Here is a 25,439-nt window from a genome sequence, read left to right on the forward strand (position 1 = left end):
TTTTTATTTTCACAGCATTTTCTCATTTTAGTAGGTTACAATAGGAACTGTTGAATTGGTGGTAATGATTTTCATTATCAAATTAAAAGTGGGAACGAGAGGTATGACAAAGATGAAAAAGAATTATATCGTAAGTGTCGTATTGTTAACGATGCTAACAGTGCTCGTATTAGCAGGTTGTGGAGCGAATAATGCAGGAAACGATAAGACGAATGCTTCTTCGCCATCGCCAGAGGCGAGCCCAGCAACGACTGAAGCAGCTGGTGGAAGTAATGATACGAGTAAGAATAACAACAAAGAGCAAGTCGTAAACGTGTTTACAGCAAGACACTATGATGTTGACAGCCAGTTGTTTGATGCCTTTACGAAAGAAACAGGCATTAAAGTCAATGAAATTAAAGGTACAGCAGAAGAGCTCGTTGAACGTTTGAAGCGAGAAGGAGAAAGCTCAGAAGCAGATCTGTTCATTACAGTAGATGGCGGCGTTCTAAATTATGCGAAGCAAAATGAAGTGCTTCAACCGATTCAATCCACAACGGTTGATAGTAATGTACCCGCAGAGCTGCGGGATAACGAAAACAATTGGGTTGGCATTGCAACCCGTGCACGCGTTATCGTTTATGCCAAAGATCGTGTGAAGCCGGAGCAGCTGTCCACCTATGAAGATCWTGCAAATGCCGCATGGAAAGGGAAAGTATTGGCGCGCTCGTCTGCCAGCCTTTATAATCAGTCGCTGCTTGCTTCATTCATCGAACTAAATGGAGAGCAAAAGGCTGAAGAATGGGCGAAGGGGATTGTAGCAAACTTTGCTCGTGATCCTGAAGGCGGAGATCGCGACCAAGCGAAAGCGGTCGTTGCTGGTCTAGGTGATGTTGCGATTATGAACACTTATTACGTTGGGCAGATGTTGAATTCGAAGGATACGGAAGAAGTTAAGGTTGCAGAGAAAATTGGCGTATTCTTCCCGAACCAAGAAACGACAGGCACACATCTTAACATCAGCGGTGTAGGCCTTACTAAGCATGCTAAGAATAAAGATAACGCTGTTAAACTGATCGAATTCATGACAGGCAAGGATGGGCAAACGCTGTTAACGCAAGGAAGCTTCGAATTTCCTGTAAATGCTGCTGCAGAAAAGCCTGAGTTGTTAAAGGGCTGGGGTGACTTTAAAACACAGAAGCTGGATTTCTCCAAGCTGGGCGATCATAACAAAAAAGCAGTCGAGCTTCTGGCTAAGGCAGGTTGGAAATAAAAATGATGGCTTCCATCTCTTTGCGAAATTTAAAGAGAATATTGAACGGCTGGGTTATATTGAGCGTAATAGGGGCCATCATGGCCCTTATTCCGTCTCTTTATATTTTTTTCGGTTTGTTTGACAAACCGAATGAAAACTGGCAGCAAATCAAAGAGTATATGCTGTTTGAATCTGTCGTTCAATCTTTATATCTTGTAGTAGGATCGGTGTTTTTCTCCGTTATCATCGGCGTGTCGCTTGCATGGCTTGTTGCAGCCTATGATTTCCCGATGCGGAAGTTCTTTCACTTTGCATTTTTGCTGCCACTGGCTATTCCACCATATATTGCAGCTTATACTTACGGTTCTATGCTGAGCTATACGGGCAGCATACAAGTTTTTATGCGAAATACGCTCGGCGTAACCCCTAACCAAGCTTATTTTGATATATTGTCCATGAAAGGCGCTATTTTCATATTTTCAATGTTTTTATTTCCTTACATTTATTTGATGACCAAAACCTTTATGGAGAAGCAAAGCGCAGCTTTCATAGAAAACGCAAGATTGCTCGGCAAAGGGCAGCTTCATATCTTTTTCCGAATCGTATTGCCTTTGTCGCAGGCTGCAATTATCGGCGGAGCCAGCCTCGTCGCATTTGAGGTACTGAATGATTTTGGAGTAACAAAACATTTTGGCATTGCTTCGTTTACTGCAACGATTTTCAAAACATGGTTTGGTATGTATGACGTTGATTCTGCCCTGAGATTATCTGCGCTCCTAATGAGCGCTATTATTGGATTGTTTATTATGGAGAGACTGCTTCGCAGGCGAAAAATGTATCATTCCGCGACAAGCAAGCTTAATCCGCTTAAACGAAGGAAGTTATCCTATTTAGGGACAGCTGCTGCTATTTTTGTGAGCACGGTTATATTTGCCCTTTCGTTCGCTATTCCAGTAGTTCAGCTCCTCGTTTGGGCGACATGGACATATCAAGATGTATTGAACAGCAAATTTGCGCAGCTCGTCTCAAACACGCTTTTGGTTTCCATTGTTGCGATTACCGTGTTGATGCTGCTTGCAGTTATTGTCGCCAATGTAAGCCGGAGCCTGAATCGATCGCTTTTGTCGCTTGCAGCAACAAAGCTAATTTTAATGGGCTACTCTATCCCGGGTGCTGTTTTGTCCATTGGCGTGCTTGCTTTGTTTATTTCCCTAGACCATCAATTAAGCGGCGTCTATTCATGGTTAGGTTTTGGATCGAGCAAGCTCGTACTCAGCATGTCGCTCGTAATGCTTATTTTCGCCTATGTAATCCGCTTCCTTGGTGTAGGATTTAATGCGGTGGAAGCGGGATTTGATAAAATAGGCAATCGTTATTCTGAAGCTTCCAGAACGCTCGGCATCGGTATGACTGCTACCTTCTTCAAAGTTGACTTGCCTTTAATAAAAGGATCCATATTAGCAGGCTTCCTGCTTACCTTTATGGAAATTATGAAGGAGCTGCCGCTGACGCTGCTGCTGCGCCCGTTTAATTTTGAGACGCTAGCGACAAAAGCCTATCAATATGCAAGCGATGAGCAAATTCATCAAGCTTCGGTACCGTCTTTATTCATAATCACGGTGGGAATGGCAACTGTTTTTGTTTATCATCGGTTGGGAGAGAAGAAATCCAGATGAACTTTTTTGAGCTGACTAACGTTTCTTTTAGCTATGACAATGGGAAAAAGAGTGTATTGGAAAACTTTACGATGCAAATGCAGAAGGGTGAAGTTGTTGGAGTGCTTGGTCAAAGCGGTTGCGGGAAAAGCACGCTGCTGCGGATTATTGCCGGGCTTGAGATTCCTGCCTCGGGACGTATTGCCGCTGGCGGCAGGGTTTTAGTAGATGATCAGCAGTTTATTCAGCCTGAGCAGCGCGGCATAGGCATGGTGTTTCAGGATTATGCGTTGTTTCCTCATCTGACTGTCGGTCAAAATATATTATTTGGTTTACATCGATTATCAAGAAAAGATAGATTCAAACGGCTGGATGAAATGCTGGAGCTGATACAGTTAAATGATTTCGTCAAGCGTTATCCGCATGAGCTTAGCGGCGGTCAGCAGCAGCGTGTTGCTTTTGCTCGTGCGCTTGCCCCGTCTCCCTTGATGCTGTTGATGGATGAGCCATTTAGCAGTTTGGATTCACACTTAAAGCAAAGCATTCGGGAGGAGCTGAAGCGATTGCTTCACAAAGCCCAAATTACGTGTATGTTCGTCACCCATGATCAAGAGGATGCAGCTGCTATTTGCGATCGAATCATTCAAATCCCATATAGACAAACCCCAGCAATCCCGATATGATTGATTAAATAATCGCATAATTGAATAGAGAAGGTGCAAACAAAAGCATGCTTTTGTTTGCTTAATAGGGAAGTCCGGTTCAATGCCGGCGCGGTCCCGCCACTGTATGTGAAGAGTGATTCTCTGCAAATGCCACTGTCCGATTCAAGGATGGGAAGGTGTGAGAATCGCGTTGACGCACAAGCCAGGAAACCTGCCTTTTTTATTTTGTTTCTCATTCTTCGGGGGTAAAGAATGTGGAGGCGTAATCGTTTTGCAGGACGCATCATATATTTTAGTTATATACGGTTGCTATTCTTACATTCGGCATGCAGATCCCCTAATAGAAGGGGGTCTTTTTTTTATTGTTAAGGTTTGTGTGAATGAGACAAAAAGGAGCAGAAAAGAGACGATGGCAAAGATCTACAAGAAATGGTTACCAAGCTTAATCATCCTATGGCTGTTTATTGGTTTATTAGCTGGCTGTGCCAGTCCGGCACAAAGCGTTAATTCCAATACCAATCAAGTGCAAACCAGCAACGAAGGACAAGTGGGAAAAGAAGCGGAGAAAGCCGCTGATGAGCAGCCAACGAGTACTTCAGCATCAGAAACGGCAGAGGCAACGCAGTTGCCTAGCGAAGATAAAGATCAAGATAACGCGAAGGCAACCGACAACGCTGGCGGTAAGCAAGCAACGCCTTCCCCGAAGCCGAAGCAGACAAATGAGCCAAAACTGGATGATCCAAAAACGAAGCCTACTACTTCTGCGAAACCAACCAAAACAGACAGTGCGGCTACAGCGAAGCCCGTCACGCCTGTTGCAACGCCGAATCCTATGCAGACGGTTACGATTTCAATTGTCGCGGACAAAGATACGGGAACGGTGCTTGCACCAACAGCCGTAGAGTTCAAGAAGGACGATACCGTTCTAGATGTATTGAAGAAAATTACGAGAAAAAACAAAATACAAATGGAATACAGAGGTGTTAAAGGCGGTGCTTATATCGAAGGCATCGATAATATTTACGAATTCGATCTGGGTGCGAAGAGCGGCTGGATGTACCGAGTAAACGGTGAGTTTCCTAACAAGGGCGCCGGGGTTTACAAGGTTAATGAAGGTGATGTTATTGAATGGTTGTACACGACTGATCTTGGCGAGGATATAGGAGCAAAATTCGATGAATAGTGCGTTCGGTTCGGTACATCCGGTTACGAGCTTCAGTTATTATGCAGGAGTCATTACATTCGGCATGCTCTTATTTCATCCTGTTTTCTTATTGACGTCACTTGCTGCGATTACGGTAATTATTGTCATTCATGGCGAAGGGAAGCGGCTGCTTAAGCTGCTTCCTTATTATGTTCTAATGGGCGGTTTAGTTGCTGTTCTTAACCCGCTGTTTTCTCATCGCGGGCGGCATATTTTATTTTATTTTATGGATCAGCCGATCACGTTGGAAGCTATTTTATATGGTGTGACGATGATGCTATCTTTATTGTGCATTTTACTAGCCTTTGTATCGTTTCAGCAGATTGTTACGACGGAGAAATGGATGTATTTATTTTCACGAGTCGCTCCGCGAACTGCACTGCTAACCTCGATGTCGATTCGGTTCGTACCGCTTTTCTTGCGGAGACTGGATCAAATTACTACGGTTCAACGAATAAAAGGGGTTTCGATTCTCGAAGGCAGCTTGAAAAAACGGAGCAAGGATGGCATGCTGCTCGTTCGTGTGCTGTTGACCTGGTCCTTGGAGGAGGCGCTTCAGACCGCTGATTCTATGAAAGCTAGAGGGTATGGCGCAGCTAAACGAAGCTCTTATGTCATCTATCGTATGGATCGTAGAGATTGGTATGTTCTATTGTTTCTTGGAGCAATGGCACTAGTATGCATTTGGGGCTGGATGCAAGGTTTTGGTGTGCTTACTATTTACCCGCGTCTGGAAACAATGCAGTTTCATAGGGGGGAAGGCATTGCATACGCTTGCTATTGCGCCTTTCTGTTAACACCAGTCGTACTTGAAGAAATGGAGAGAAGGTCATGGAAGTAATTCAGGTTGATCAATTGACGTTCCATTATCCGGAATCAACGGTTGCAGCACTCGATAACATTACTTTAAATATCAAGCCAGGCGATTTTGTCGTCCTTTGTGGGGCATCCGGCTGCGGCAAAACGACGCTGCTTCGGCACTTGAAAAAAGAAACGCAGCCTACGGGGAAACGCTCAGGCACCATTAAGTATAATCGTGTATTGCTAGAGGAACTGCCTGCGGTCGAGGCGGCTGAACAGATCGGCATGGTGTTTCAAAACCCTGAAAATCAAATTGTGATGGATCAGGTATGGCATGAGCTGGCTTTTTCCATGGAAAATGTCGGCTATGGGCAAGCGGTTATGCGTAAACGACTAGCCGAAATGAGCCATTTCTTTGGGCTGGATGAGCTGATTAACAAATCCGTTCATGAAATATCGGGGGGACAGAAGCAGCTGATCAATCTTGCTTCAGTATTGCTGCTGCAGCCAAAGCTGCTTCTATTAGATGAGCCCACCTCTCAGCTTGATCCGGTAGCGGCGCGAGATTTTCTGCAGTTTATTTATCGGCTGAATCAGGAAATGTCGATGACGGTTATTATAAGCGAGCATCGGCTGGAGGATGTTATTCCACTTGCAGATCGAATCATTCTGCTGGAGGAAGGCAAAGTGAAATACGACGCGCCGCCGAGAGAGCTATGCCGGCTCGTTGGTGTTGATGCAGCGCAGAAAGAAATGCCATACCTGCCTTCCGTTACGAAGCTGTTTCTATCTGCCCAGAAGGCTGGCAGCCTACCAGAAGCAAATCAAATTCCGCTTACCGTGCGTGAAGGGAAGAAGTGGCTCTCCAATGTTTTCGGCGTACATACAATAGGCGCAAATCATTCAGTAATCAACGAAAGCAGCGAGCTCGAAAAAAAGGAATGGCTGCTTGCTTGTGATGAAATAACGTTTAAATACGAAAAAGCGAGTGCAGAGGTGTTGAAGAAGCTGTCGCTTAACGTGTACAAGCATGAGTTTTTGGCGGTGCTTGGCGGCAACGGGGCTGGAAAAACAACGATGCTGCAAATGATGGCCGGATTATTAAAGCCGCAGCGAGGCAAGCTGAAGCGGGATAAATCGATTAAAGTTGGTTATTTGGCGCAAAATCCACTGCTTTATTTTAGCTACGATACAGTTGAAGAGGAGCTTCAGCGAATGGCGGATTACGCCAAACTCGATGATCGGGATCGGAAAATAGCTCAGGTTGTCGATTCCCTGCAGATTTCCTCTATTTTGCCGAAGCATCCTTATGATTTGAGCGGAGGAGAGCAGCAGAGAGCGGCGTTAGCCTTAGTGCTGCTTGGTGAGCCGGATGTTCTATGCTTGGATGAGCCGACAAAGGGGCTTGATCCCATAGCCAAGCAGCGAACAGCGGAGCTGCTGCAGCAGTTATGCCATGCAGGCAAAACCATAGTCATGGTCACACATGATATTGAATTTGCTGCCGAGCATGCAACGCGCTGCGCGATGCTGTTTGATGGAGCAATATCTGCTGAGTCGGAGCCGGCGCAATTTTTTGGTACTAATTATTTTTACACAACAGCCATCAATCGAACGGTGCGTGAATGGCTGCCAGAAGCGCTGACGACAGAGGATGTGATTGCAACGTGGGCAAAATAAAGCTCTGGTTCATTGCCAGCATTGGACTGTTCATCGCAGCTATGGCCTTATCCTCTGCCATTTCCGATGATCATTATTTAATGCTAAGTATCGTGCTGCTATTTGTCACGATGATTCCTTTTTTTGCAAGGTTTGAGAGACGGAAGATCGAAGCGCGCGAGATTGTTATCCTTGCTGTGCTGGCGGCCATTGCGGCCATTAGCCGCGTACCGTTTGCGCCGCTGCCGAGCGTTCAGCCCACATCCTTCGTGATCATTATTGCTGCGATTGTGTTTGGAGCTGAATTGGGCTTCATTATCGGCGCAATAGCTGCAGTCGTATCGAATATCTTTCTAGGTCAGGGCCCGTGGACGCCATGGCAAATGTTTTGCTGGGGGATGATCGGGGCTAGCGCGGGGTGGCTGCGAAATACTTGGCTCATCAAAACAAAGACCGGCTTGCTCGTATTTGGTTTTGGATGGGGCTTCTTGTTTGGCTGGATTATGAATATTTGGTTTATCATCGGATTGCCGGACGCGCTGAGCTGGAATTTGATTTTTGTTGCCTACATTCAAAGCTTTTATTTTGATCTTGCGCATGCGCTGTCCAATGTTTTTTTCCTCGCCGTGTTTGGGAGCAGCTGGATTGCCATTTTGCAGCGCTTCAAGAGGAAATACGGTTTATTGGAATCATAGGTTATGTGCTATTTTCCCCTCGAACCTATATTAATGCTACAATAGTATAAAAACACGAGGGGACGAATTCGGCTGCGTAGCTAATCATATGCTCCGGAAAAAATGATGGATGATACAGAACCTCTTGCTACCAAACCATGCGCCATTTGCAAGGAAACGAAACCGCTCTCTGAGTTTCTGCGGCGAACGGGCAAACGAGCCGGCGCTGGTGCAAGGCGCGGTGCATGCCGAGCTTGCAGGCAGGCGAAAGCGGCTTTAGCTCCATTGCCTGATGTTCAACTTAATGATTATAAAGCAATACGAAGAAAAGCTCATCCCAGCAAACCATTCCCGGTTCCACCGATGACATCCATAACGCTGCAGAATGATCCGGCAGCACTAAAACCTACGCGTCAAGGTACGATTTGGATGAGAGGCAAGACGGATAAAGGACGGCGATGGTATCAAGAAATTGAGCCAGAGCTTGCGATAACGCTGGTAAAGGAGCATGCTGCGGTTATCGTCAATCGCTATACGATACGCCGATTGTTCAGCAATAAGGAATTCCGGCGCTACATCTTGGAGCGTGACCATCACATTTGTTATTTTTGCGGGGAGCAGGGTGATACGATCGATCATATGCTGCCGCGCGCTAAGGGCGGGCATACAACGCCGGTTAATTGTGTCTGTGCTTGCAATGCTTGCAACCAATCGAAGGCGGATCAAGACTTGCAAACGTTTATGAACGGTGATGAGCTTATTCCTTAGAAGCATTAATGAATGATTGAGTGATCCGTATGTTGTACTGCTTTCGTTACAACTAACGTTTATACAAAAAAAGACTGCATAGTCCGCCTTGATGAAGGGCGACTACGCAGTCTTTTTTTGTATTAGATGCCTGCACTTGACGCAAATAATTTAGCGAAACGGTTTAAAATCACAGCAGCTTCCTTATTGAGCAGCGGATCTCTCGAACGGAAATCAGTACCTTTATCTGTCGTTTTTATTTCTGGTCCATATAAGCGAGCTCCAACAATGAATTGAACCGCTTCTTCGGCCCAAGCTGAAGTCTTGCCGCTCAGTTTCGCTGGAATGGGAGGGAAACCAAGAAAACGTGATAATCGATAGATAATGACAGCAGCTTCTTCCCTTGTGATCGTTCGGTCTGGTTCAAACCTCTGGGCTGAAGTACCACTTAATACGTGAATCTCTAGCAGTGTTTGAATTTCTGATTCATATGGATGAGCCTTTAGATCCGTGAATTTAGAGGATTGGTGTGATTTGGTAATACCAGCTAGTCGTACAATCTGAGCTGCGAATTGTGCACGAGTCGTGTTTCCTTCTGGTTCGAAAAGGGTAGACGTTTGATTCAAAACCCCGCCCAAATCACGTAAAGTATAAATGTCATCGGCATACGGATGATTGCGCGGTACATCAGAATAGTTAGGTGATGGGGTTATACGTTCACACCAAGCATCAATAAGTAAATAATAAAAGTATGAGATATTGCCAGCTTCATCTCTTTTAAATGCGCCAAGTTTTCCATCTTCATCTTGGAACAGCAGCTCGCCAACGGGTTTTAGTTTCCTGGTGCTATTGGGTCCGGCAACGGATAAATAACCATCTTCCGCCTTTACTTTGTAATAAACGAGCGGGGCGCGCAAATACTGGTAGCTGCCTTCAAAGCGTGCTAATTGTGCCTTGGTTAGTGCAATGGCTGGCCGCTCTTTCTCAGTTTTAGGGTAATAATGATCCATAAACGCGGCGAACAGCTGCTCACGTATATCGCTGGCATCGCTGTTCGTTACAACAAATCCGCCTACCTTTTGTTCAGGCAGCAGCCACATCCACGAATGATAGCCCTCCAAATCTCCACCCTTTCCAATGACAGTCTCGCCATTGAAATCTTCTTGGAAAAACATCTCAAAACCTAAAGCCATGTTCGGAATTTCTGAATGAATGCCAACCTGTATCCGCTGCATCTCCTTAACTGTATTTTCCTGTAAAATACGATTTTCTCCAAGCTTGCCGCCATTTAATTGAGCGAGCATAAATTTGCTCATATCCGTGCCTGTTGCGAACATGCCCCCGTCTGGCGCTATTGTAGGCGTGAGCTGGTATTGCGGCCAAGGCTCCTTTAATTGGTTATAGCCGGTAGCAAGGTTTTCCAGCACTTTATCCGTCATCCGGAAATCACTGTTTGTCATTTGCAGCGGACGGAATATTTGATCATCAATGACTTGTTCGAATGGCTTGCCTGTCACATTTTGCACGATTAATCCTTGATAATTGAAAGCTAAATTATCATAGCGATAAGCCGCTCCCGGCTTACGCACGATGGTAGGTAAATTCTCTTTAATATATTGTTCGAGAGGATAGTCTTTACGGGTCGCATCTGGAGCAGTCAACACATCTGTTTTGTCGAAACCTGTTGTATGAGTCAATAAATGTCGCATCGTTAGTTTGCTGCCGGTCTCATTGGGAATCGTCACACCTTTCAAATAGGGGCTTACATCCTGATCCAAATCTATTTTGCCTTCTTCTACGAGCTGCATGACGGCTGTTGCTGTAAATACTTTGGATATGGAAGCTATTCTGAACATGGTTTTATCAGGATCAACAGGTTTCTTGCTCTCCACATCGGCATAACCATAACCTTTGTTCAGCAGCACTTTATCATTGCCCACCACTACCACTGCACTACCAGCTAGCGAGCTCGCAACCTCTGGACGTTTAAAGAACTCATCGACAAACGCCTCAACTTCCTTAGCATCCTTGGGGCCAGTTGCACCTGCTGCCTCAACGCTCCTTGCAGGAAATGAGATGGCAGAAAAGGCGATCACCGCTGCGAGCAGGGCGGGTGCCCAAGCTTTCCTACTTTTCCTTCTTTGTTGAAACATCAACATCATTGATTTCCATCCTTTCAAGTAATATGTAATTTATTTCCTCTTAACTTTAATGGAATCGCCATTTCATCAAATCAGTCATTGGTCTAATTGTTACCTAGACTTTAGTCGAAAGAGAGGTTTTGTTTGCAAGGTTTATGAAAATTGTTATTCGTTTGAGCTAGCAAATGAGACAAAGTACAGCATTTATACGGCTAAATTCGACAATAACAAAATAATTAATTGTTATTGTAAAGTTATTTATTATTTGTATTGCAAAAATAATGTTATTTATGTTATCTTCTCAATAACGAAATGCAGCTTGTAAATTTACCCATGCAGCAAGATGCTCCTGTTCATGTAACTTAGCTACTTACGTCTACTAAATGTAGAAAGGAGGTGATTCATTTTTGAAAGCGTTTTCCGGCGGGGCTGATTATACTATCGCAAGGCGGCACGTCCCAAAAGCATAGCTTCATCATTATGAATTAGAGGTGACGAATGAAATGGATTTTAACTACCGATGGGGAACACGCAAGGTTTTGTTTTATGCTTTGATCCTAACGTTTGTTATGGGGGCCATTCCTCTCTACCCTTATGTAAACGCGACTGCATCTGCTATTAAATATGAAGCAGCTAGTGCAGAAGTAGAGGGCGCTGCACAATTTTTAACTACAACTGCAGGAGGTGACATTCAATATATTGGAAACGGTTACATTTCATTTTTCACTGGTGATCAGGGAGCTGCAACCTTTCATGTTCAAGCAGCAGCAACTGGCTTATATAAGCTGAACATTGGTTATTACTCGCCTTATGGACGGAAGGTAACGTCGCTGCTCGTAAACGGTCAGAGCAACGGGGAGATTGAGCTGCCTGCAATTGCGGAAGCTGGCTCTGTTTCATCAGAAGCTTCCGCAGGGAGAGTTATGCTGAAACAAGGTGACAATACGATTCGTTTTGAAAGAGGCTGGGGTTATTATGGCATTGAATACATTACGCTTGAATCCGCGGATACCGTTACTGTGCCAGATACCAGCCAATATGAAGCGGAAGCGGGGATTTTGGCGGGTGGAGCAGAAATACGCGCTACTGGAAACGGCTATTCCGGCGACGGTTATGTTTTTATTCCTGGAGGATCTGTTCAGATAGATGTATCGGCTTCTGCTGAAGGTTTTTATACGCTGGATTTTGGTTACAGAGCTTCTTACGGCTTCAAAAAGACGCTAATAACCATTAATAAAAATCAAGCCGGGGCTTCAGGGTTTGAAGTTGATCTTAATGAATCAGCTGAATTTGTTGAAATATCGGCAGGTAAGGTTTTTTTGAATGCAGGAAACAACACGATAACCTTTGATGCCAATTGGAGTTGGTATGACATTGATTATATAAAGCTCACTCCAATGCCTATCGAGAATAAAGAGCATCAGGTTCCAAAGTCGTTAATCAACCCAAATGCAACAAGGGAAGCGCGTGCGCTCATGAATTATTTAGTTGATAACTACGGCAAAAACATCATTTCCGGCCAGCAGGAATTATCTGATGCGGAGTGGATTTATGAAAAAACCGGTAAGCATCCAGCGATGGTTTCCTTCGACCTTATCGACTATTCACCTACTCGGGTAGCTCATGGAACGAAGTCAGAGGAAACAGAAAAAATGATGGAGTGGGCGGAAAGAGGCGGGATCGTATCCCTTTGCTGGCATTGGAATTCGCCAAACGGTTTAATCGATGTGCCGGGCAAAGAATGGTGGAGAGCCTTCTACACCGACTCCACAACGTTTGATGTTGAGTATGCGCTTAGTCATCCGGATTCAGAGGAGTATAAGCTGCTGCTCAGTGACATTGATGTGATTGCCATTCAGCTGAAGAGGCTTCAGGATGCTAATATTCCTGTTCTATGGAGACCGCTGCATGAGGCAGAGGGAGGCTGGTTCTGGTGGGGCGCCAAAGGACCAGAGTCCGCAAAGCAGCTATATCGATTGATGTATGAGCGGTTAACAAACGAGCATCAATTGAACAATTTGATTTGGGTGTGGAACTCCGTGTCATCCGACTGGTATCCAGGAGATGATGTGGTTGATATTATCAGCACCGACATTTACAACCAAGCAGGCGATTATAGCCCAAATATTAATAAATATGATCGTCTAGTAGAGGTTGTCAAGGATCGCAAGCTTGTTTCGCTTCCGGAGACAGGAACGATTCCAGATCCTGATTTGCTGCCTTTATATGGTGCAGACTGGAGCTGGTTCAGCACATGGACGGGTGATTTTATTAGAAACGGTATTTATAATACGGCCGAGCATCTTACTCATGTCTTCAACCATGAATATGTCATTACGCTCGATGAGCTGCCGAGCAACTTGTCAACCTATGGCTTGAAAGCGCCAGAGTGGATCAATGCTGAGTTACAAGCAGCAAATGTCAATCAAACGAGCGCCACCTTGTCATGGAGCGGTGCATCAAGCGAGCAGGAAATCATAAATTATTTGATCTATAAAGACGGTATTCAACTGGATGCGGTGAATGGCTCCAGCAGCAGCTATGAGGTGAGCGGACTAGCAGCTGGTACAAAATATACGTTTAAAGTAGAAGCGGCTACACGAGATGGAGTTTGGAGCGTTGGCGGTCCTCAGATTGAAGTAACCACTTTGTCTGAGCCCATCGTTACGCCATCTAATCCAGACACAAGTCAGCCTCCTACAGCGGGACCTGGCGGCAAACAAACGATTCAGCTTAATAGCGCGGAATTTGAGGCAGCTGTCGCCAAAGCTCAAAAGGGTACAATCCTTGTTACCGGGACTCCAGCAGCAGGAGCTAAGGAGGTAAAGGTCAATATTCCAGCTGAGCAAATAGCTAAGGCTATAGACAAAGGTCTTGAGCGGATTGAAGTGAATATCGGTTATGCTGCGATTACAATTTCACTATCTGAAATATCAAGCCATTTAAGCGGAACATCTGCAACGATTACGTTCACATTCTCTATTGTCGATCCATCCCAAATGAGCGATCTTGCCAAAGCTAAGCTTGGTGGCGCGCAGGTTTATGACCTGAATCTTGACTTTGACGGAAAGAAAATAACAACATTTCATGCAGCATCCTTAAAAGTTGCTTTGAATTATTTACTGACCTCAGGCGCAAATCCAAACACGATCGTGACATACCACATCAAAGAAAACGGCGAGCTTGAGGTTGTAAAAAACAGCTATTACGATGCAACAACAAAAAAAGTTATTTTTCATCCCACTCAATTCAGTCAATATGCAGCTGCGGCAGTAGATGTTTCATTCAAGGATAAAGGTTCATCCGCAGCAAGCCAGGATGCAATCGATTATTTGGCTGCAAGAGGAATCATACAGGGAAAAGGCAATGGTTTATTTAAGCCTCTTGACCTTGTGACAAGAGCGGAGTTTGTTCAAATCATTATTCAAGCGTTTGATTTGAATGACGATACCGCCAGCAACACATTTAACGACGTTCCGAGTGATGGCTGGTATACCAAGGCTGTTTCAACAGCTCAAAAGCTCGGGCTTATTAAAGGAAAAGAAAACGGAAGTTTTGGTCCGCGCGAAGCCATGACTAAGCAGGATGCGGCAGCATTGTTGGAACGCGTCGCCAAGCTTATTGGAAGTACAGCGGTGAAAAGTAATGATTCCATTTTAGCAAAGTCAGTTGTGAACCGTGAGCAAGCGGCTGAAATGGTTTCTAATTTGATGCGGTTTCTCGATTAAGGAAAACGAAGAAAGCAGCAGATGATGAAAGGGGGTGGTAGGCTCTCATAAATATGTCAACGTCTTTAAAGTAACAGGCAACCAGATCAAACACTAAGAACCGAGACTGCAAAACAAAAAAACAGTTGGAGGGATTTAGTTATTATGATGATCAGGAGATTGAAAATGACGTTTATGCTTGTGCTTATGCTAGCTTTGGTTGTGCCTTTTATTGCAACTGAACAAACCCATGCGGCTAACGGTTTTTATGTAAGCGGAAACAATTTAAAGGATGCAAACGGAAATAACTTTGTCATTCGAGGAGTCAATAACGCTCACGCATGGTTTGATACGCAGGCGTATGATGCTCTGAGCACGATTAGCTCGAAAAAAGTGAACGCTGTTAGAATCGTCTGGACGACAAGCGGTTCGGCATCGCGGTTGCAGCAAATTATCGATCGTTGCAAACAGCTCGGCATGGTTGCCATTGTTGAACTGCATGATGCAACAGGCTCTAACAGCGCAACTGCTTTAAATAATATGGCTAGTTATTTTGCCAGCAGCGCGGTTAAAACGATTTTGACGAACAATGAAAAGTATGTGCTCGTTAATATCGCTAATGAATGGGGCGATGGGAATCTTGCGGATACCGCTTGGCGCGATGCGTACAAGACGGCTATTTCAACCATTCGAAATGCTGGAATTCATAATACGATTATTGTTGACGCCTCAGGCTGGGGACAAAATTCTTCACCAATCAAAGCATACGGCAACGCGCTCCTCACTCATGATCCGGATCATAATGTCATGTTCTCCATTCATATGTACGGCTCATGGAATGATTCTTCTCGGATTGGCACGGAGCTGCAAGCGATTAAAAATTTAGGGTTGGCTGTTATGGTTGGCGAGTTTGGCTATAACTACAACAACGGCAATAATAACTTGGGAAGTCAAGTTAATGCACAAGAGGTGATGAACCAAAGTCAGGCGAAAGGCATTGGTTATATGGCATGGTCATGGACAGGAAATGATTCGGCCAATTCGTGGCTGGATATGACGACAAGTGATTGGCAGACGCTTACTTCATGGGGCAATCTTGTCATTAACGGAACAAATGGCATTTGGGCTACTTCTACAAAAGCTTCTGTGTTTAATAGCAGCAGCAGCTCTACCTTGTACGATTTTGAAGGCGGAAATGCACAAGGCTGGACGGCATCAAACGTTGCTGGCGGACCTTGGTCTGTAACGGAATGGGCGGCAAGCGGCAGCAGCTCGCTCAAAGCAGACATTACGTTAGGCGGCGGTCAATTTTATTTGCAATATGCGGGTGCTAATAATTTCAGCGGAAAATCTTCTGTTTCTGTTAAAGTAAAGCATGCTGCATGGGGAAGCTTTGGCAGCGGCCTGCAGGCGAAGCTGTTTATTAAGACGGGCTCCGCTTACACTTGGTATGACTCAGGAACGGTAAACATCAATTCATCGGGGGCATCTACGATTTCACTGAGCTTATCTGGAGTAGCCAATTTGGGTGATGTGCGTGAAGTAGGCGTTCAGTTCATTTCACCTACTAACTCAAGCGGATCAACTTCGGTTTATGTAGACAGTGTTGTGCTGCAATAACGAAATGGATAGGTACTCATAGGATAGGGGGAGGGCTGGATTCCAGCCCTTTTCCTTGTCTGAAATGATTATTTGCAGCATGCAGAGTAAATAAGTAGAAGGTTGGATGGAAGATGCATAATAAGCAGGCCATACGAAACCGTATCAGCAAGTGGCTCATACTATTGGGTATTATTATCGTTTTTTTAATTGGAGTGATTGTGATGAAGCAAGCAGATACAGAAACAACTAAAAATGAATGGATTGTTCCAACTGAATTGCCAGTGGAGACATTGGCTGCATCTGGGGAGAAACAAAGGATATTGGGAACTACACTTACGTTAGAGGCAGAGGATGGAGAACTGACTGGATTAACCAGCTCAGAGGATGACAGTGCATCAGGCGGTAAATTCGTGGAGGGCTTTGATACGAGCGGCGACAATCTGAGATTTCTGATGGATATTGAAGCTGAAGGCACTTATATGATTTTAATTCGGTATAAAACAGCAGGAGGAGATAAGCCGAATTTTATAGCATTAGATGGAGAACGGCTTGCTGAATATACATTTAAGGATACGGCTGTATGGAAGGATGCTTTGATCGGACAATATGATTTGAACGCAGGGAAGCATACTTTTGATATTTCAAATAGCTGGGGCTGRATTGCTATTGACTATATTCAATTAATTGGAGGCTCTGACGGCAATGTTACCCGTGTTGCACTCCATTTAGAAAGTGAAAGCACAGGTCCGTCTGATGCTGCGGTTACGGTATCGGCTCGTGCTGACCATTCTGCGGAATATCGTTTTTTTGCTCGTGAAAAAAAAGGAGATTGGATGCCGTTAAACGAGTTTAGCAGACATCATCAATATACCTTTCTTCCCCCTGCAGCAGGCGATTATGAGCTCAAGGTACTGGCTCGCGGATTAAATGCCAGAGCAGAAATGGAAGCAGAAGCAGTTATATCCTATAAGGCATTACCTACCTATATAGGCAAGCCCTTAGTGAATCCGATGTTCGGTGATCACATGGTTCTTCAAAGGGATAAGCAGGCAGCCATATGGGGCTGGGCAGAGCCGAATACGAAAATAACCGTCCAAATGAATGATCGTGCAATTTCTGGGTTAGCAGATGTCGATGGCTATTGGAAAATAGAATTGGGTGTTTTTTCAGCAGGAGGACCTCATCAAATAACGGTTAGCAGCAGCAGAGAGAGGATTGAGCTCGTTGATGTTTTGTTTGGTGATGTATGGCTAAGCTCGGGGCAATCCAATATGGAGTTTAAGCTGCCCGCTGTAATGAATGCGGCAGAGGAGATGAAACAAGCAAACCATCCCAACATTCGATTTATGAAAATACCGCAAGCAACAAGTCCTGTTCCGCTATACATGGTAGACAAGGGAAGCAAATGGCAGACGGTGACATCCGATTCAGCTGTGGATTTCAGCGCCGTAGCTTATTTTTTTGCCCGTAAAATAAACAAGGAAACCAATGTACCTATCGGTATTCTCTTCTCAGCTGTTGGCGGTACAAAAGCAGAATCATGGACAAGCTACCCTATGTTGCAAAGCAATCCAGACTTTACAGCAGCAGCTGATGAGATTAGAACAGGCGCAGTGATGATTGAGACAGCTAAATCACCGATCGCTCTTTTTAATGGAATGATTGCGCCCCTTACGCCTTATAAATTAAAAGGTGTGCTCTGGTATCAAGGTGAAAGCAATTGGGGAGAGCGTCGCTATAACAAGCTGCTGCCTGATCTGATGAAGGATTGGCGCCTTGCTTTTTCGGATGAAAGTCTGCCGTTTATAATTATTCAAATTTCAGCATTCGGCACCGTTCAAAGCGAAGCTAATCCGGCGCAAACAAATGAAGGACTGCCGGAAATACGCGAGGCTCAGCTGAAAACGGTACAGAATGATACACACGCATGCCTTGTTGTCACAACAGATGTAGGAGATAGCGCTGATATCCATCCAACGAATAAGCAGGATGTCGGCTGGCGCTCTGCATTGTGTGCTTTAGGCAAATTTGACAACTATACGATTGAATATTCTGGACCCATTTATACGTCGATGGCGAAGGAAGGTGCGGCCATTCGTCTTTCTTTCGAGCATGCAGATTCAGGCTTAATGGCGGGAGTAAAGGCTGGACTTGAACCTGTACAGGAGGAGAAATCAGGCGAGCTGATCGGTTTTGCAATTGCGGGGGAAGATAAGAAATATTATGCTGCTAATGCCAAAATAGATGGCAACTCGGTCATTGTATCATCGGATAAGGTTGCTGAACCAGTATCGGTAAGATATGGCTGGAGCGATTCACCGACGATTAATTTGTATAATAAAGCAGGACTTCCCGCATCGCCATTTCGAACGGATTTTTAAACGAAGCACTACTACGAAAAGAGGATGACCGCGATGGTCATCCTCTTTTTATGTTTAATTTCTGAAAATAATCTCAGCTTGGATAAGGGTCCTCTCGTAGCTCGTTGTTGCGTTGAGTATTCTCCAAAGCATCTGATCAACAGCACGTTTGCCGAGCAGCTCCTTATCTACATTAACAGTAGCCAAAAAAGGAATCTGAGGATGGGTATTGTCGAAGCCGGTGAAAACGAGCGTTTCTGGAATATACATGCCGATATTTTTTAATGTATCTAACGCAAAAGAGGCAAATATATCATTGGCGCAAACAAATACTTCAGGTAAACCATGCTCCTCAATAGCAGCTTTGAATGTATCGTGAAAGTTTTCAATTTCCGGTCCCATTAGGGAAGGAATTTGCTTTAGTTCAATATCATTGTCCTCGAGAGCTGAACGGAAACCAAGGAATCGTTCATAGAAGCTTTGCGCATCTCTAATATTCCCTAAAAATTGATAGTTTTTGTAGCCTTTTGTAATGACGGCATTCATTATTTCTCTCATGCTGGACAAGTTGTCTGTAAAAATCGAGTCGCAGTGAAAGTTTGGATCGTAATGATCGACCATTACGACAGGAATGCCGAGCCGTTTAATATCAAGCAACACAGAGGTAGAAATAGAGCCTACAGTAATAATGCCCATAATAGCTTCAGGGTTTAAAAGTGAGAACATGGAGTCGTTAGTAGGCTCAGTTAATGTAAGGATGTTAATGCCCTTTTGGTTCAGCCTTGTAGATATGCCGTTAAATATTGGACCCCAATATAAGGAATCAGTATTTTGATAACGAACATTTGGGAAAAGCACTAGAATGGTTCCGGACCAGCTTCGTGATTCTGTATCCATCAGTTCGCTTGAAACAGGAGGCGTCTGCGCGTCCTTAAAATAACCAAGCTGTCCTGCAGCTCTTAATATCACTTCTCTTGTTTGTGGACTAACCCCCGATTTCCCGGATAACCCTCGTGAGACTGCGAATTTTGACAACCCTGTGTAATCGGCAATTGATTGAATCGTTACCTTCCGGCGCATAAATTTCATCCTACCTTAATTAGTTAGTTTGCCAAGCCATCTATATGTAAAGAAGTCCATTATTATATGTGAAGAAATGCTAGTCATTATTTTACCGTATTGTTACTAACAATTAAACTTGTTTTTTTATTGCTAAAAAACATTAAACATTATTATTTTATTTAGAGTTTTATTTAGGAAGTTCATTCACCTCAATGCTTTATTATTGTCTTTTTGTTATTTTGTTATGTAGATAAATATAGCTGTTTTTTCAAGGGTATACAAGCAATAAAACGGAATTCAACTTATTTTTTTAGAAATATTAGTGCGTTTAGATAACAAATAAAAAACAATTGACCAGTTTTGTTTTTGATGTTATATTCGTTATGCAAAACGAAATAACAAATTACGGAAATCGAATAACGAAAAGGCGGTGAGGTTAGCTGTTGGGTTTTTCAAAGTTTAGGAATGAAAGCGCTTTTAAATGGGGATTTTTACTTTATACCAACTGATGAATGTAAAAATGGGAGGTTCGGTCATGAGAAAAATACAAGGTTTGTCCATTTTGGTGTTATGTTTCATGCTCATACTTACAGCTTGCAGCGGCGGGAACGGCGGAAATAAAGGAACGAATAACGCTCCAAAAGAAAGCGCTGTCACTGATCCGACTGCAGCACCTGAGGAATCCACAGCAACACCAGAACCTGTCGATATGGGTGGACGCGTTATTAAAGTAGCTGCATGGTGGGATTTGACACCAGCAGGTGCAACGGCTTCCGAGAAAGAGCGTCTCGCTAAAATTGAAGAAGTTGAAAAAAAATATAATGTGAAAATCGAATTCATAAACGTTCCTTTTGAAGAATACATGCCGAAGTTTACGGCTACTGTCCTGACAGGTGAGCCTTTCGCAGACATCGTTCAAATGGAATACAAAGCAGCATTGCCGGCTGTATTGAAAGGCCAGCTGCTTCCGATCAGCGAGTTTACAACTTCAGCTAATAACATCAACAACGATGCAAACTTGATGGCCAAAGCGCCTGCTATAGCTGGCGGCGAATATGCATTTGACAATCCAGGTTCAGGCGGTACAGCCATGCACTACAATCGCGATTTGTTCAAAAAACTTGGCCTTCCGGATCTTCAAGAGCTTTATACAGGCGGCCAATGGAACTGGGAGAAGTTTTTGGAAATTGCAAAGCTAGCAACGAAGGATACAGATAATGACGGAAAAATTGACGTTTATGGCTTCTCAGGCTGGTCCATTGATATTTTCCGCAACTTTACGGCTGCAAATGGCGGCAAAATCGTTGACGAAGGAGCAGGCGTTCAAGGCTTAACTGATCCAAAAACGATTGAAGCGGCAGAGTTTGTTAACCGTCTATACAACGTTGAGAACGTTATGAAAATTAAAACAGGCGACAGAATGAATTATGAAGAATTCAACACGTTTAAAGACGGCGATGTAGCGATGTTCCAAGCACCGGCGTGGAATATTGGTGAATTAACGTTCGATATCGGTGTTGTGCCAATTCCGAACGGGCCACAAGGAAGTCCAGAAGTTACTTATGCGAACCCTGGACAAGCGGCTAAATTTATTCCAAAAGGCGTAAAAGACGCACAATTGGTTTACCAAATTTACGAAGAAACATTTGATATTACTCAAACGGAAGAATTCCCAAGCCAAGAGTGGCTGGAAGGCCTCTACAATCACGAGGAAGATGTAGCTATGCAGCGTGATCATATTACGAACACAGGCCAAATCTTGCTGGATGATGCTTTCCCTGATTTCCCTACTGGGAAGTTCGTTACAGATATTATCGTAAATAATCAATCAGTGACTGCGACTGCTGAGAAGTATAAGCCGGAAGCAGAAGCGTCCATAGCCAAGCTTTCTAAGTAATTGAAGGCAGCGGTTTAATGTACAGGTCGGGGGACGTCTTTCATGACTTCCCCCGATTGTATGAGAACGAGGAAAATAAATGCTAGAAGATATATGGGCTTATATTTCACCATCAAACGTGAGCTTCCCCGCCTATGGACGGAGAAACCGTTTATGCATGTAAGGAGGACCTCTGGTGATAAGCAATTTGCGGCTAACCAATGTGGCAAAGAAGATAGTCCCTTTTGTTTTGGCAGTTTTAATGGTACTTCCGTCAGTGCCTAAGGTGCATGCAGTCGGCAGTTCGGATAATGCGCTGACGGAGGAGTCCGTTCAATCCGGATCGACGAAGATCTCTGCTTATAATGAACAAAAATATCATGAATATGTCTCGCAATATGAGGCGGCTGCCCGTCCAGAGCGGGAAATCGTATTAGAAGCAATCAATTACAGCCATGTAGAGGGTGCTGAGTTCGAGAAGCTTAACAACTACGAGGGCATGGACGGATCTTCCTTGTTAACAGGTGAATCGGGCAAAGTGGAATGGTCATTTGATGTGACTGATGCGGGTCTTTATAATCTTTCTTTGCTCTATTATCCCATTGAAGGAAAAAGCTCAGCGATTGAACGGGATTTATTCATTGACGGAAAACGTCCGTTCAGAGAAGCTGCTTTCCTGCAGTTTGACCGTGTTTGGGATAATCAAGCAGCTCAAGTTGTTCAGGACAATCAAGGCAATGATCTCAGACCAAAGCAAGTGGAGAAGCCGAGATGGAGCGAGAAAACATTTCAAGATTCCGATGGTTACGAGAATGAACCTTTCTTATTTTATTTTTCGCAGGGCAAACATACGATTACGCTTGAATCTACACGGGAACCGATGGTCGTTAAACAATTGAAACTATTTCAACAGCCTGCTCCACTAACCTATGAACAGTTGCTTAAGCAGTATGAAGCAGATGGTATGAAGGAGACGAGCGGCCAATTGATTACGATTGAAGGCGAGGCTTCCACAGCAAAGTCTTCACCAACCTTGTATCCGCTAAGCGAGCGTTCAAGTGCTGCAGTATATCCTTACAGCTCTTCAAAAATAAAAATAAATACGATTGGCGGCTTGAATTGGCGTCTTCCTGGTCAATGGATGGAATGGGAAATTGATGTCCCTGAAACGGGGCTTTACCAAATTGCCTTTAAAACGCAGCAAAACTTCGTTAGAGGCATTTATTCAACTCGTACATTAACCATTGACGGTGAAATTCCTTTTAAGGAAATGGAAAAGGTTGCGTTTCGTTATAAGAGCTCCTATCGGCTTGATGTGATGGGTGGAAAGTCTCCTTATTTATACCGCCTGGAAAAAGGAAAGCATACACTCAGGCTTGAGGTAAGTTTAGGCGAGTTTGCCCCGCTCATTCGTGAGGTTGAAAGCAGTCTTTATAATTTGAATGAAATGTATCGCAAAATATTGATGATTACGGGAACAAAGCCCGATGAATACCGTGATTATCAGATTGAGAAAAAAGTTCCCAACATACTTAACGTTTTTGAAGAAGAAAGTGAACGTCTTAAAACCATTGCCTCACAGCTCGTCAAATTATCAGGACAATCCAGTGACCAAGAGGCTCTTCTAAAGACGATGTCACTGCAATTGGATGAGATGGTTGAGAAGCCGGATACCATTCCGAGAAGGCTTGGAGCCTACAAGACAAACACAGGGGGACTAGGAACTTGGGTTCAGCAAGCAAGGCAGCAGCCGCTTGAGATCGATGCGCTGTATGTCGCTTCACCAGATAAGAAATTCCCTAAAAAAGGGATGGGTTTCGCTGCGAATCTTAAGCATCAATCTGCAACTTTTATTTCTTCTTTCTTTACGGATTACAATCAGATCGGAAATATTTCTGAGGACGCCGACCAAAGGTCGATTACCGTATGGATCGGAAGCGGACGGGATCAAGCCAACACGATGAAGGCGATGATTGACGAAACCTTTACATCCGTTACCGGCATTAATGTCAACTTGAAGCTGGTAAACATGGGAACACTGCTGCCTGCAACGCTGGCGGGCCAAGGTCCCGACATCGCCATGCAGATTGAAAATGATTTGCCTGTTAACTTTGCGATGCGCAACGCTTCAACTGATTTGACACAGTTTGCTGATTTCGAAGAGGTGAGGGAACGTTTCCGTCCAAGCGCAGTTGTTCCATACAGCTATGATGGCGGGGTTTATGCGTTGCCGGAAACACAAACGTTCAACATGCTCTTTTACCGTAAGGATGTGCTTGATCAGCTGGGTCTGGAAATTCCGCAAACTTGGGATGAAGTTTCTAATTTACTAGCCGTTCTAAGTAAAAATCATATGCAATTCGGTTTGCCCGTTGTGGCACAAGCTGCTGTTCAAGGGCAAAACATACCGCCAAACTCGATGTATGCGGCACTATTATTTCAGAATGGTGGACAGCTATACCGCAATGATGGCAAAGAATCCGATCTGGATTCACGCATCGGCATCGAAACATTTAAGCAATGGACGGAGTTTTATACCGACTATAAATTAGAACGGGAATATGATTTCTCCAATCGCTTCCGTACGGGGCAGATGCCAATCGGCATTGCAGATTATACAACCTATAACCAGCTTTCTGTATTTGCGCCAGAAATTCGCGGCATGTGGGGCTTCGCTCCTGTTCCGGGAACCATCCAGAAGGATGGCTCCATTAATCGTGAGGTGCCAAGCGGAGGCAGCGCTGTCGTAATGATGAAGAAGGCGAAGGACAAGGAAGCATCATGGGAGTTCATGAAATGGTGGACCAGCGAAGCGACACAAACGGTGTTTGGTCGTGAAATGGAAGGTTTGATGGGCGCAGCAGCCCGTTATCCGACTGCCAATATCAAGGCACTCGACAGCTTGCCATGGCCGGTTGCCGATTACGAAAACTTGAAGGCGCAATTTGAATGGGTACAAGGGGTGCCGGAAGTGCCAGGCGGATATTTCACAGGCCGACATTTGTTTAATGCTTTCTATAAGACGGTTGTTGGTCAAGTGCAGGCGCGCGAATCGATTATGGACTATGTCCAATATATGCAGGATGAAATTACGACGAAACGAAAAGAGTTCGGGTTGCCGCAATAATGGAGGGAGGGTCAAGCGTGCAAAATTGGTGGAACCTGAAGCTGCGGGAAGTGAAAGCAAACAAACACTCCTACATATTGCTGGCGCCTTACATGGTTTTGTTCGCCGTGTTTACAGTACTGCCGGTTTTGGTTTCGGTGGTGCTTAGCTTTACGTACTTCAATATGCTGGAGTTTCCAAAGTTTGTCGGCTGGCAGAATTATACGCGCTTATTTCTAGATGATGATGTTTTCCTCATTGCCGTAAAGAACACGCTGTTGTTCGCTGTAATAACGGGACCAATTAGTTATATCGCATGTTTTGTTTTTGCATGGATTATTAATGAGCTGTCTCCAAAGCTGAGAGCGATAATGACTCTCGTATTTTATGCGCCATCGATATCCGGAAACGTGTATTTTATATGGCTGATGATTTTCTCTGGCGATCGTTATGGAATCGCCAACGGTTTTTTATTGAAGCTGGGCATCATCTTGGAGCCGCTTCAATGGTTGAAAAAAGAGGAATACATTTTGCCGATCATCATTCTTGTTCAGCTTTGGCTTAGTCTTGGAACGGGTTTTCTTGCTTTTATTGCAGGTTTGCAAACCGTTGACCGAACATTATATGAGGCTGGCGCAGTCGATGGCGTGAAGAATCGCTGGCAGGAGCTTTGGTTCATTACATTGCCTTCGATGCGGCCGCAGCTGATGTTCGGGGCAGTCATTCAGATTACGACGGCATTTGCAGTGGCTGATGTTTCGATCGCTCTCGCAGGATTCCCTAGCGTCAACTATGCAGCTGAGACGATAGTTACTCACTTAATCGATTTCGGTACTACCCGTTTTGAGATGGGTTACGCTTCTGCCATTGCTTCTGTGTTATTCATGATTATGGTGGGATCGAATCTCATCGTTCAAAAACTTCTTCGCAGGGTAGGTGAATAAGT

16 protein-coding genes and 1 riboswitch are annotated in these 25,439 nt (G+C 44.4%); of the genes, 14 read left to right on the forward strand and 2 right to left on the reverse strand.

Annotated elements, in window-relative coordinates; all coding sequences use genetic code 11:
* Window positions 1-112: 112 nt before the first annotated feature.
* The 8 genes from AC1DPK_RS22750 to AC1DPK_RS22785 all read left to right on the forward strand — a co-directional run bounded on the left by AC1DPK_RS22750 (window position 113) and on the right by AC1DPK_RS22785 (window position 8,660).
* On the forward strand, window positions 113-1,252 hold the full coding sequence (locus AC1DPK_RS22750) for a Fe(3+) ABC transporter substrate-binding protein (protein ID WP_477511730.1): 1,140 nt from the start codon (window positions 113-115) through the stop codon (window positions 1,250-1,252).
* Between the two features lie 2 nt (window positions 1,253-1,254).
* Window positions 1,255-2,910 (forward strand): ABC transporter permease, encoded by a 1,656-nt coding sequence (locus tag AC1DPK_RS22755; protein WP_477511731.1) that lies wholly within the window; start codon window positions 1,255-1,257, stop codon window positions 2,908-2,910.
* Entirely contained in the window at window positions 2,907-3,572 is a 666-nt protein-coding gene (locus tag AC1DPK_RS22760) for an ABC transporter ATP-binding protein (RefSeq protein WP_441881663.1), read from the forward strand. The genes AC1DPK_RS22755 and AC1DPK_RS22760 overlap by 4 nt, the downstream gene beginning before the upstream one ends.
* Window positions 3,573-3,586: 14 nt before the next feature.
* Window positions 3,587-3,787: riboswitch (cobalamin riboswitch) on the forward strand.
* Window positions 3,788-3,963: 176 nt separating this feature from the next.
* Window positions 3,964-4,737 (forward strand): DUF4430 domain-containing protein, encoded by a 774-nt coding sequence (locus tag AC1DPK_RS22765; RefSeq protein ID WP_477511732.1) that lies wholly within the window; start codon window positions 3,964-3,966, stop codon window positions 4,735-4,737.
* Entirely contained in the window at window positions 4,730-5,599 is an 870-nt protein-coding gene (locus AC1DPK_RS22770) for an energy-coupling factor transporter transmembrane component T (RefSeq protein WP_430054306.1), read from the forward strand. The genes AC1DPK_RS22765 and AC1DPK_RS22770 overlap by 8 nt, the downstream gene beginning before the upstream one ends.
* A complete protein-coding gene (locus AC1DPK_RS22775) occupies window positions 5,590-7,239 on the forward strand; it encodes an ABC transporter ATP-binding protein (RefSeq protein WP_477511733.1) in 1,650 nt (549 codons plus the stop codon). Before AC1DPK_RS22770 ends, AC1DPK_RS22775 begins: the two co-directional genes overlap by 10 nt.
* Complete coding sequence (locus AC1DPK_RS22780; protein WP_477511734.1) at window positions 7,227-7,913, forward strand: ECF transporter S component; 687 nt, start codon at window positions 7,227-7,229, stop codon at window positions 7,911-7,913. The genes AC1DPK_RS22775 and AC1DPK_RS22780 overlap by 13 nt, the downstream gene beginning before the upstream one ends.
* A gap of 102 nt (window positions 7,914-8,015) precedes the next feature.
* Window positions 8,016-8,660, forward strand: a complete 645-nt coding sequence (locus AC1DPK_RS22785; protein WP_477511735.1) for an HNH endonuclease — start codon at window positions 8,016-8,018, stop codon at window positions 8,658-8,660.
* Between the two features lie 122 nt (window positions 8,661-8,782).
* On the opposite strand, the gene AC1DPK_RS22790 is transcribed toward AC1DPK_RS22785, so the two are convergent.
* Window positions 8,783-10,801, reverse strand: coding sequence for a serine hydrolase (locus tag AC1DPK_RS22790; RefSeq protein ID WP_477511736.1), 2,019 nt, complete (start codon window positions 10,799-10,801; stop codon window positions 8,783-8,785).
* Between the two features lie 482 nt (window positions 10,802-11,283).
* Here AC1DPK_RS22790 and AC1DPK_RS22795 point away from each other — a divergent pair, with 482 nt between their 5' ends.
* The 3 genes from AC1DPK_RS22795 to AC1DPK_RS22805 all read left to right on the forward strand — a co-directional run bounded on the left by AC1DPK_RS22795 (window position 11,284) and on the right by AC1DPK_RS22805 (window position 18,470).
* Window positions 11,284-14,508, forward strand: coding sequence for a glycosyl hydrolase (locus AC1DPK_RS22795; RefSeq protein ID WP_477511737.1), 3,225 nt, complete (start codon window positions 11,284-11,286; stop codon window positions 14,506-14,508).
* Window positions 14,509-14,673: 165 nt separating this feature from the next.
* Window positions 14,674-16,107 carry a cellulase family glycosylhydrolase gene (locus AC1DPK_RS22800; RefSeq protein WP_441881642.1) on the forward strand — a complete coding sequence of 478 codons (1,434 nt, stop codon included), beginning with the start codon at window positions 14,674-14,676 and terminating at the stop codon, window positions 16,105-16,107.
* Between the two features lie 113 nt (window positions 16,108-16,220).
* Window positions 16,221-18,470 carry a CBM35 domain-containing protein gene (locus tag AC1DPK_RS22805; RefSeq protein WP_477511738.1) on the forward strand — a complete coding sequence of 750 codons (2,250 nt, stop codon included), beginning with the start codon at window positions 16,221-16,223 and terminating at the stop codon, window positions 18,468-18,470.
* Between the two features lie 54 nt (window positions 18,471-18,524).
* Here AC1DPK_RS22805 and AC1DPK_RS22810 read toward each other — a convergent pair whose 3' ends face one another.
* Window positions 18,525-19,529, reverse strand: a complete 1,005-nt coding sequence (locus AC1DPK_RS22810; RefSeq protein ID WP_339203713.1) for a LacI family DNA-binding transcriptional regulator — start codon at window positions 19,527-19,529, stop codon at window positions 18,525-18,527.
* A 517-nt stretch (window positions 19,530-20,046) separates the two neighbouring features.
* Between AC1DPK_RS22810 and AC1DPK_RS22815 the strand changes: the two genes are divergently transcribed.
* The 3 genes from AC1DPK_RS22815 (at window position 20,047) to AC1DPK_RS22825 (ending at window position 25,437) form a co-directional block, all read left to right on the forward strand.
* Window positions 20,047-21,408, forward strand: coding sequence for an ABC transporter substrate-binding protein (locus tag AC1DPK_RS22815; RefSeq protein ID WP_441881635.1), 1,362 nt, complete (start codon window positions 20,047-20,049; stop codon window positions 21,406-21,408).
* A gap of 241 nt (window positions 21,409-21,649) precedes the next feature.
* Complete coding sequence (locus AC1DPK_RS22820) at window positions 21,650-24,514, forward strand: extracellular solute-binding protein (protein WP_441881795.1); 2,865 nt, start codon at window positions 21,650-21,652, stop codon at window positions 24,512-24,514.
* Entirely contained in the window at window positions 24,514-25,437 is a 924-nt protein-coding gene (locus AC1DPK_RS22825) for a carbohydrate ABC transporter permease (RefSeq protein ID WP_441881632.1), read from the forward strand. Before AC1DPK_RS22820 ends, AC1DPK_RS22825 begins: the two co-directional genes overlap by 1 nt.
* Window positions 25,438-25,439: the final 2 nt, after the last annotated feature.

Source organism: Paenibacillus sp. 01T424 (genome assembly GCF_056398745.1).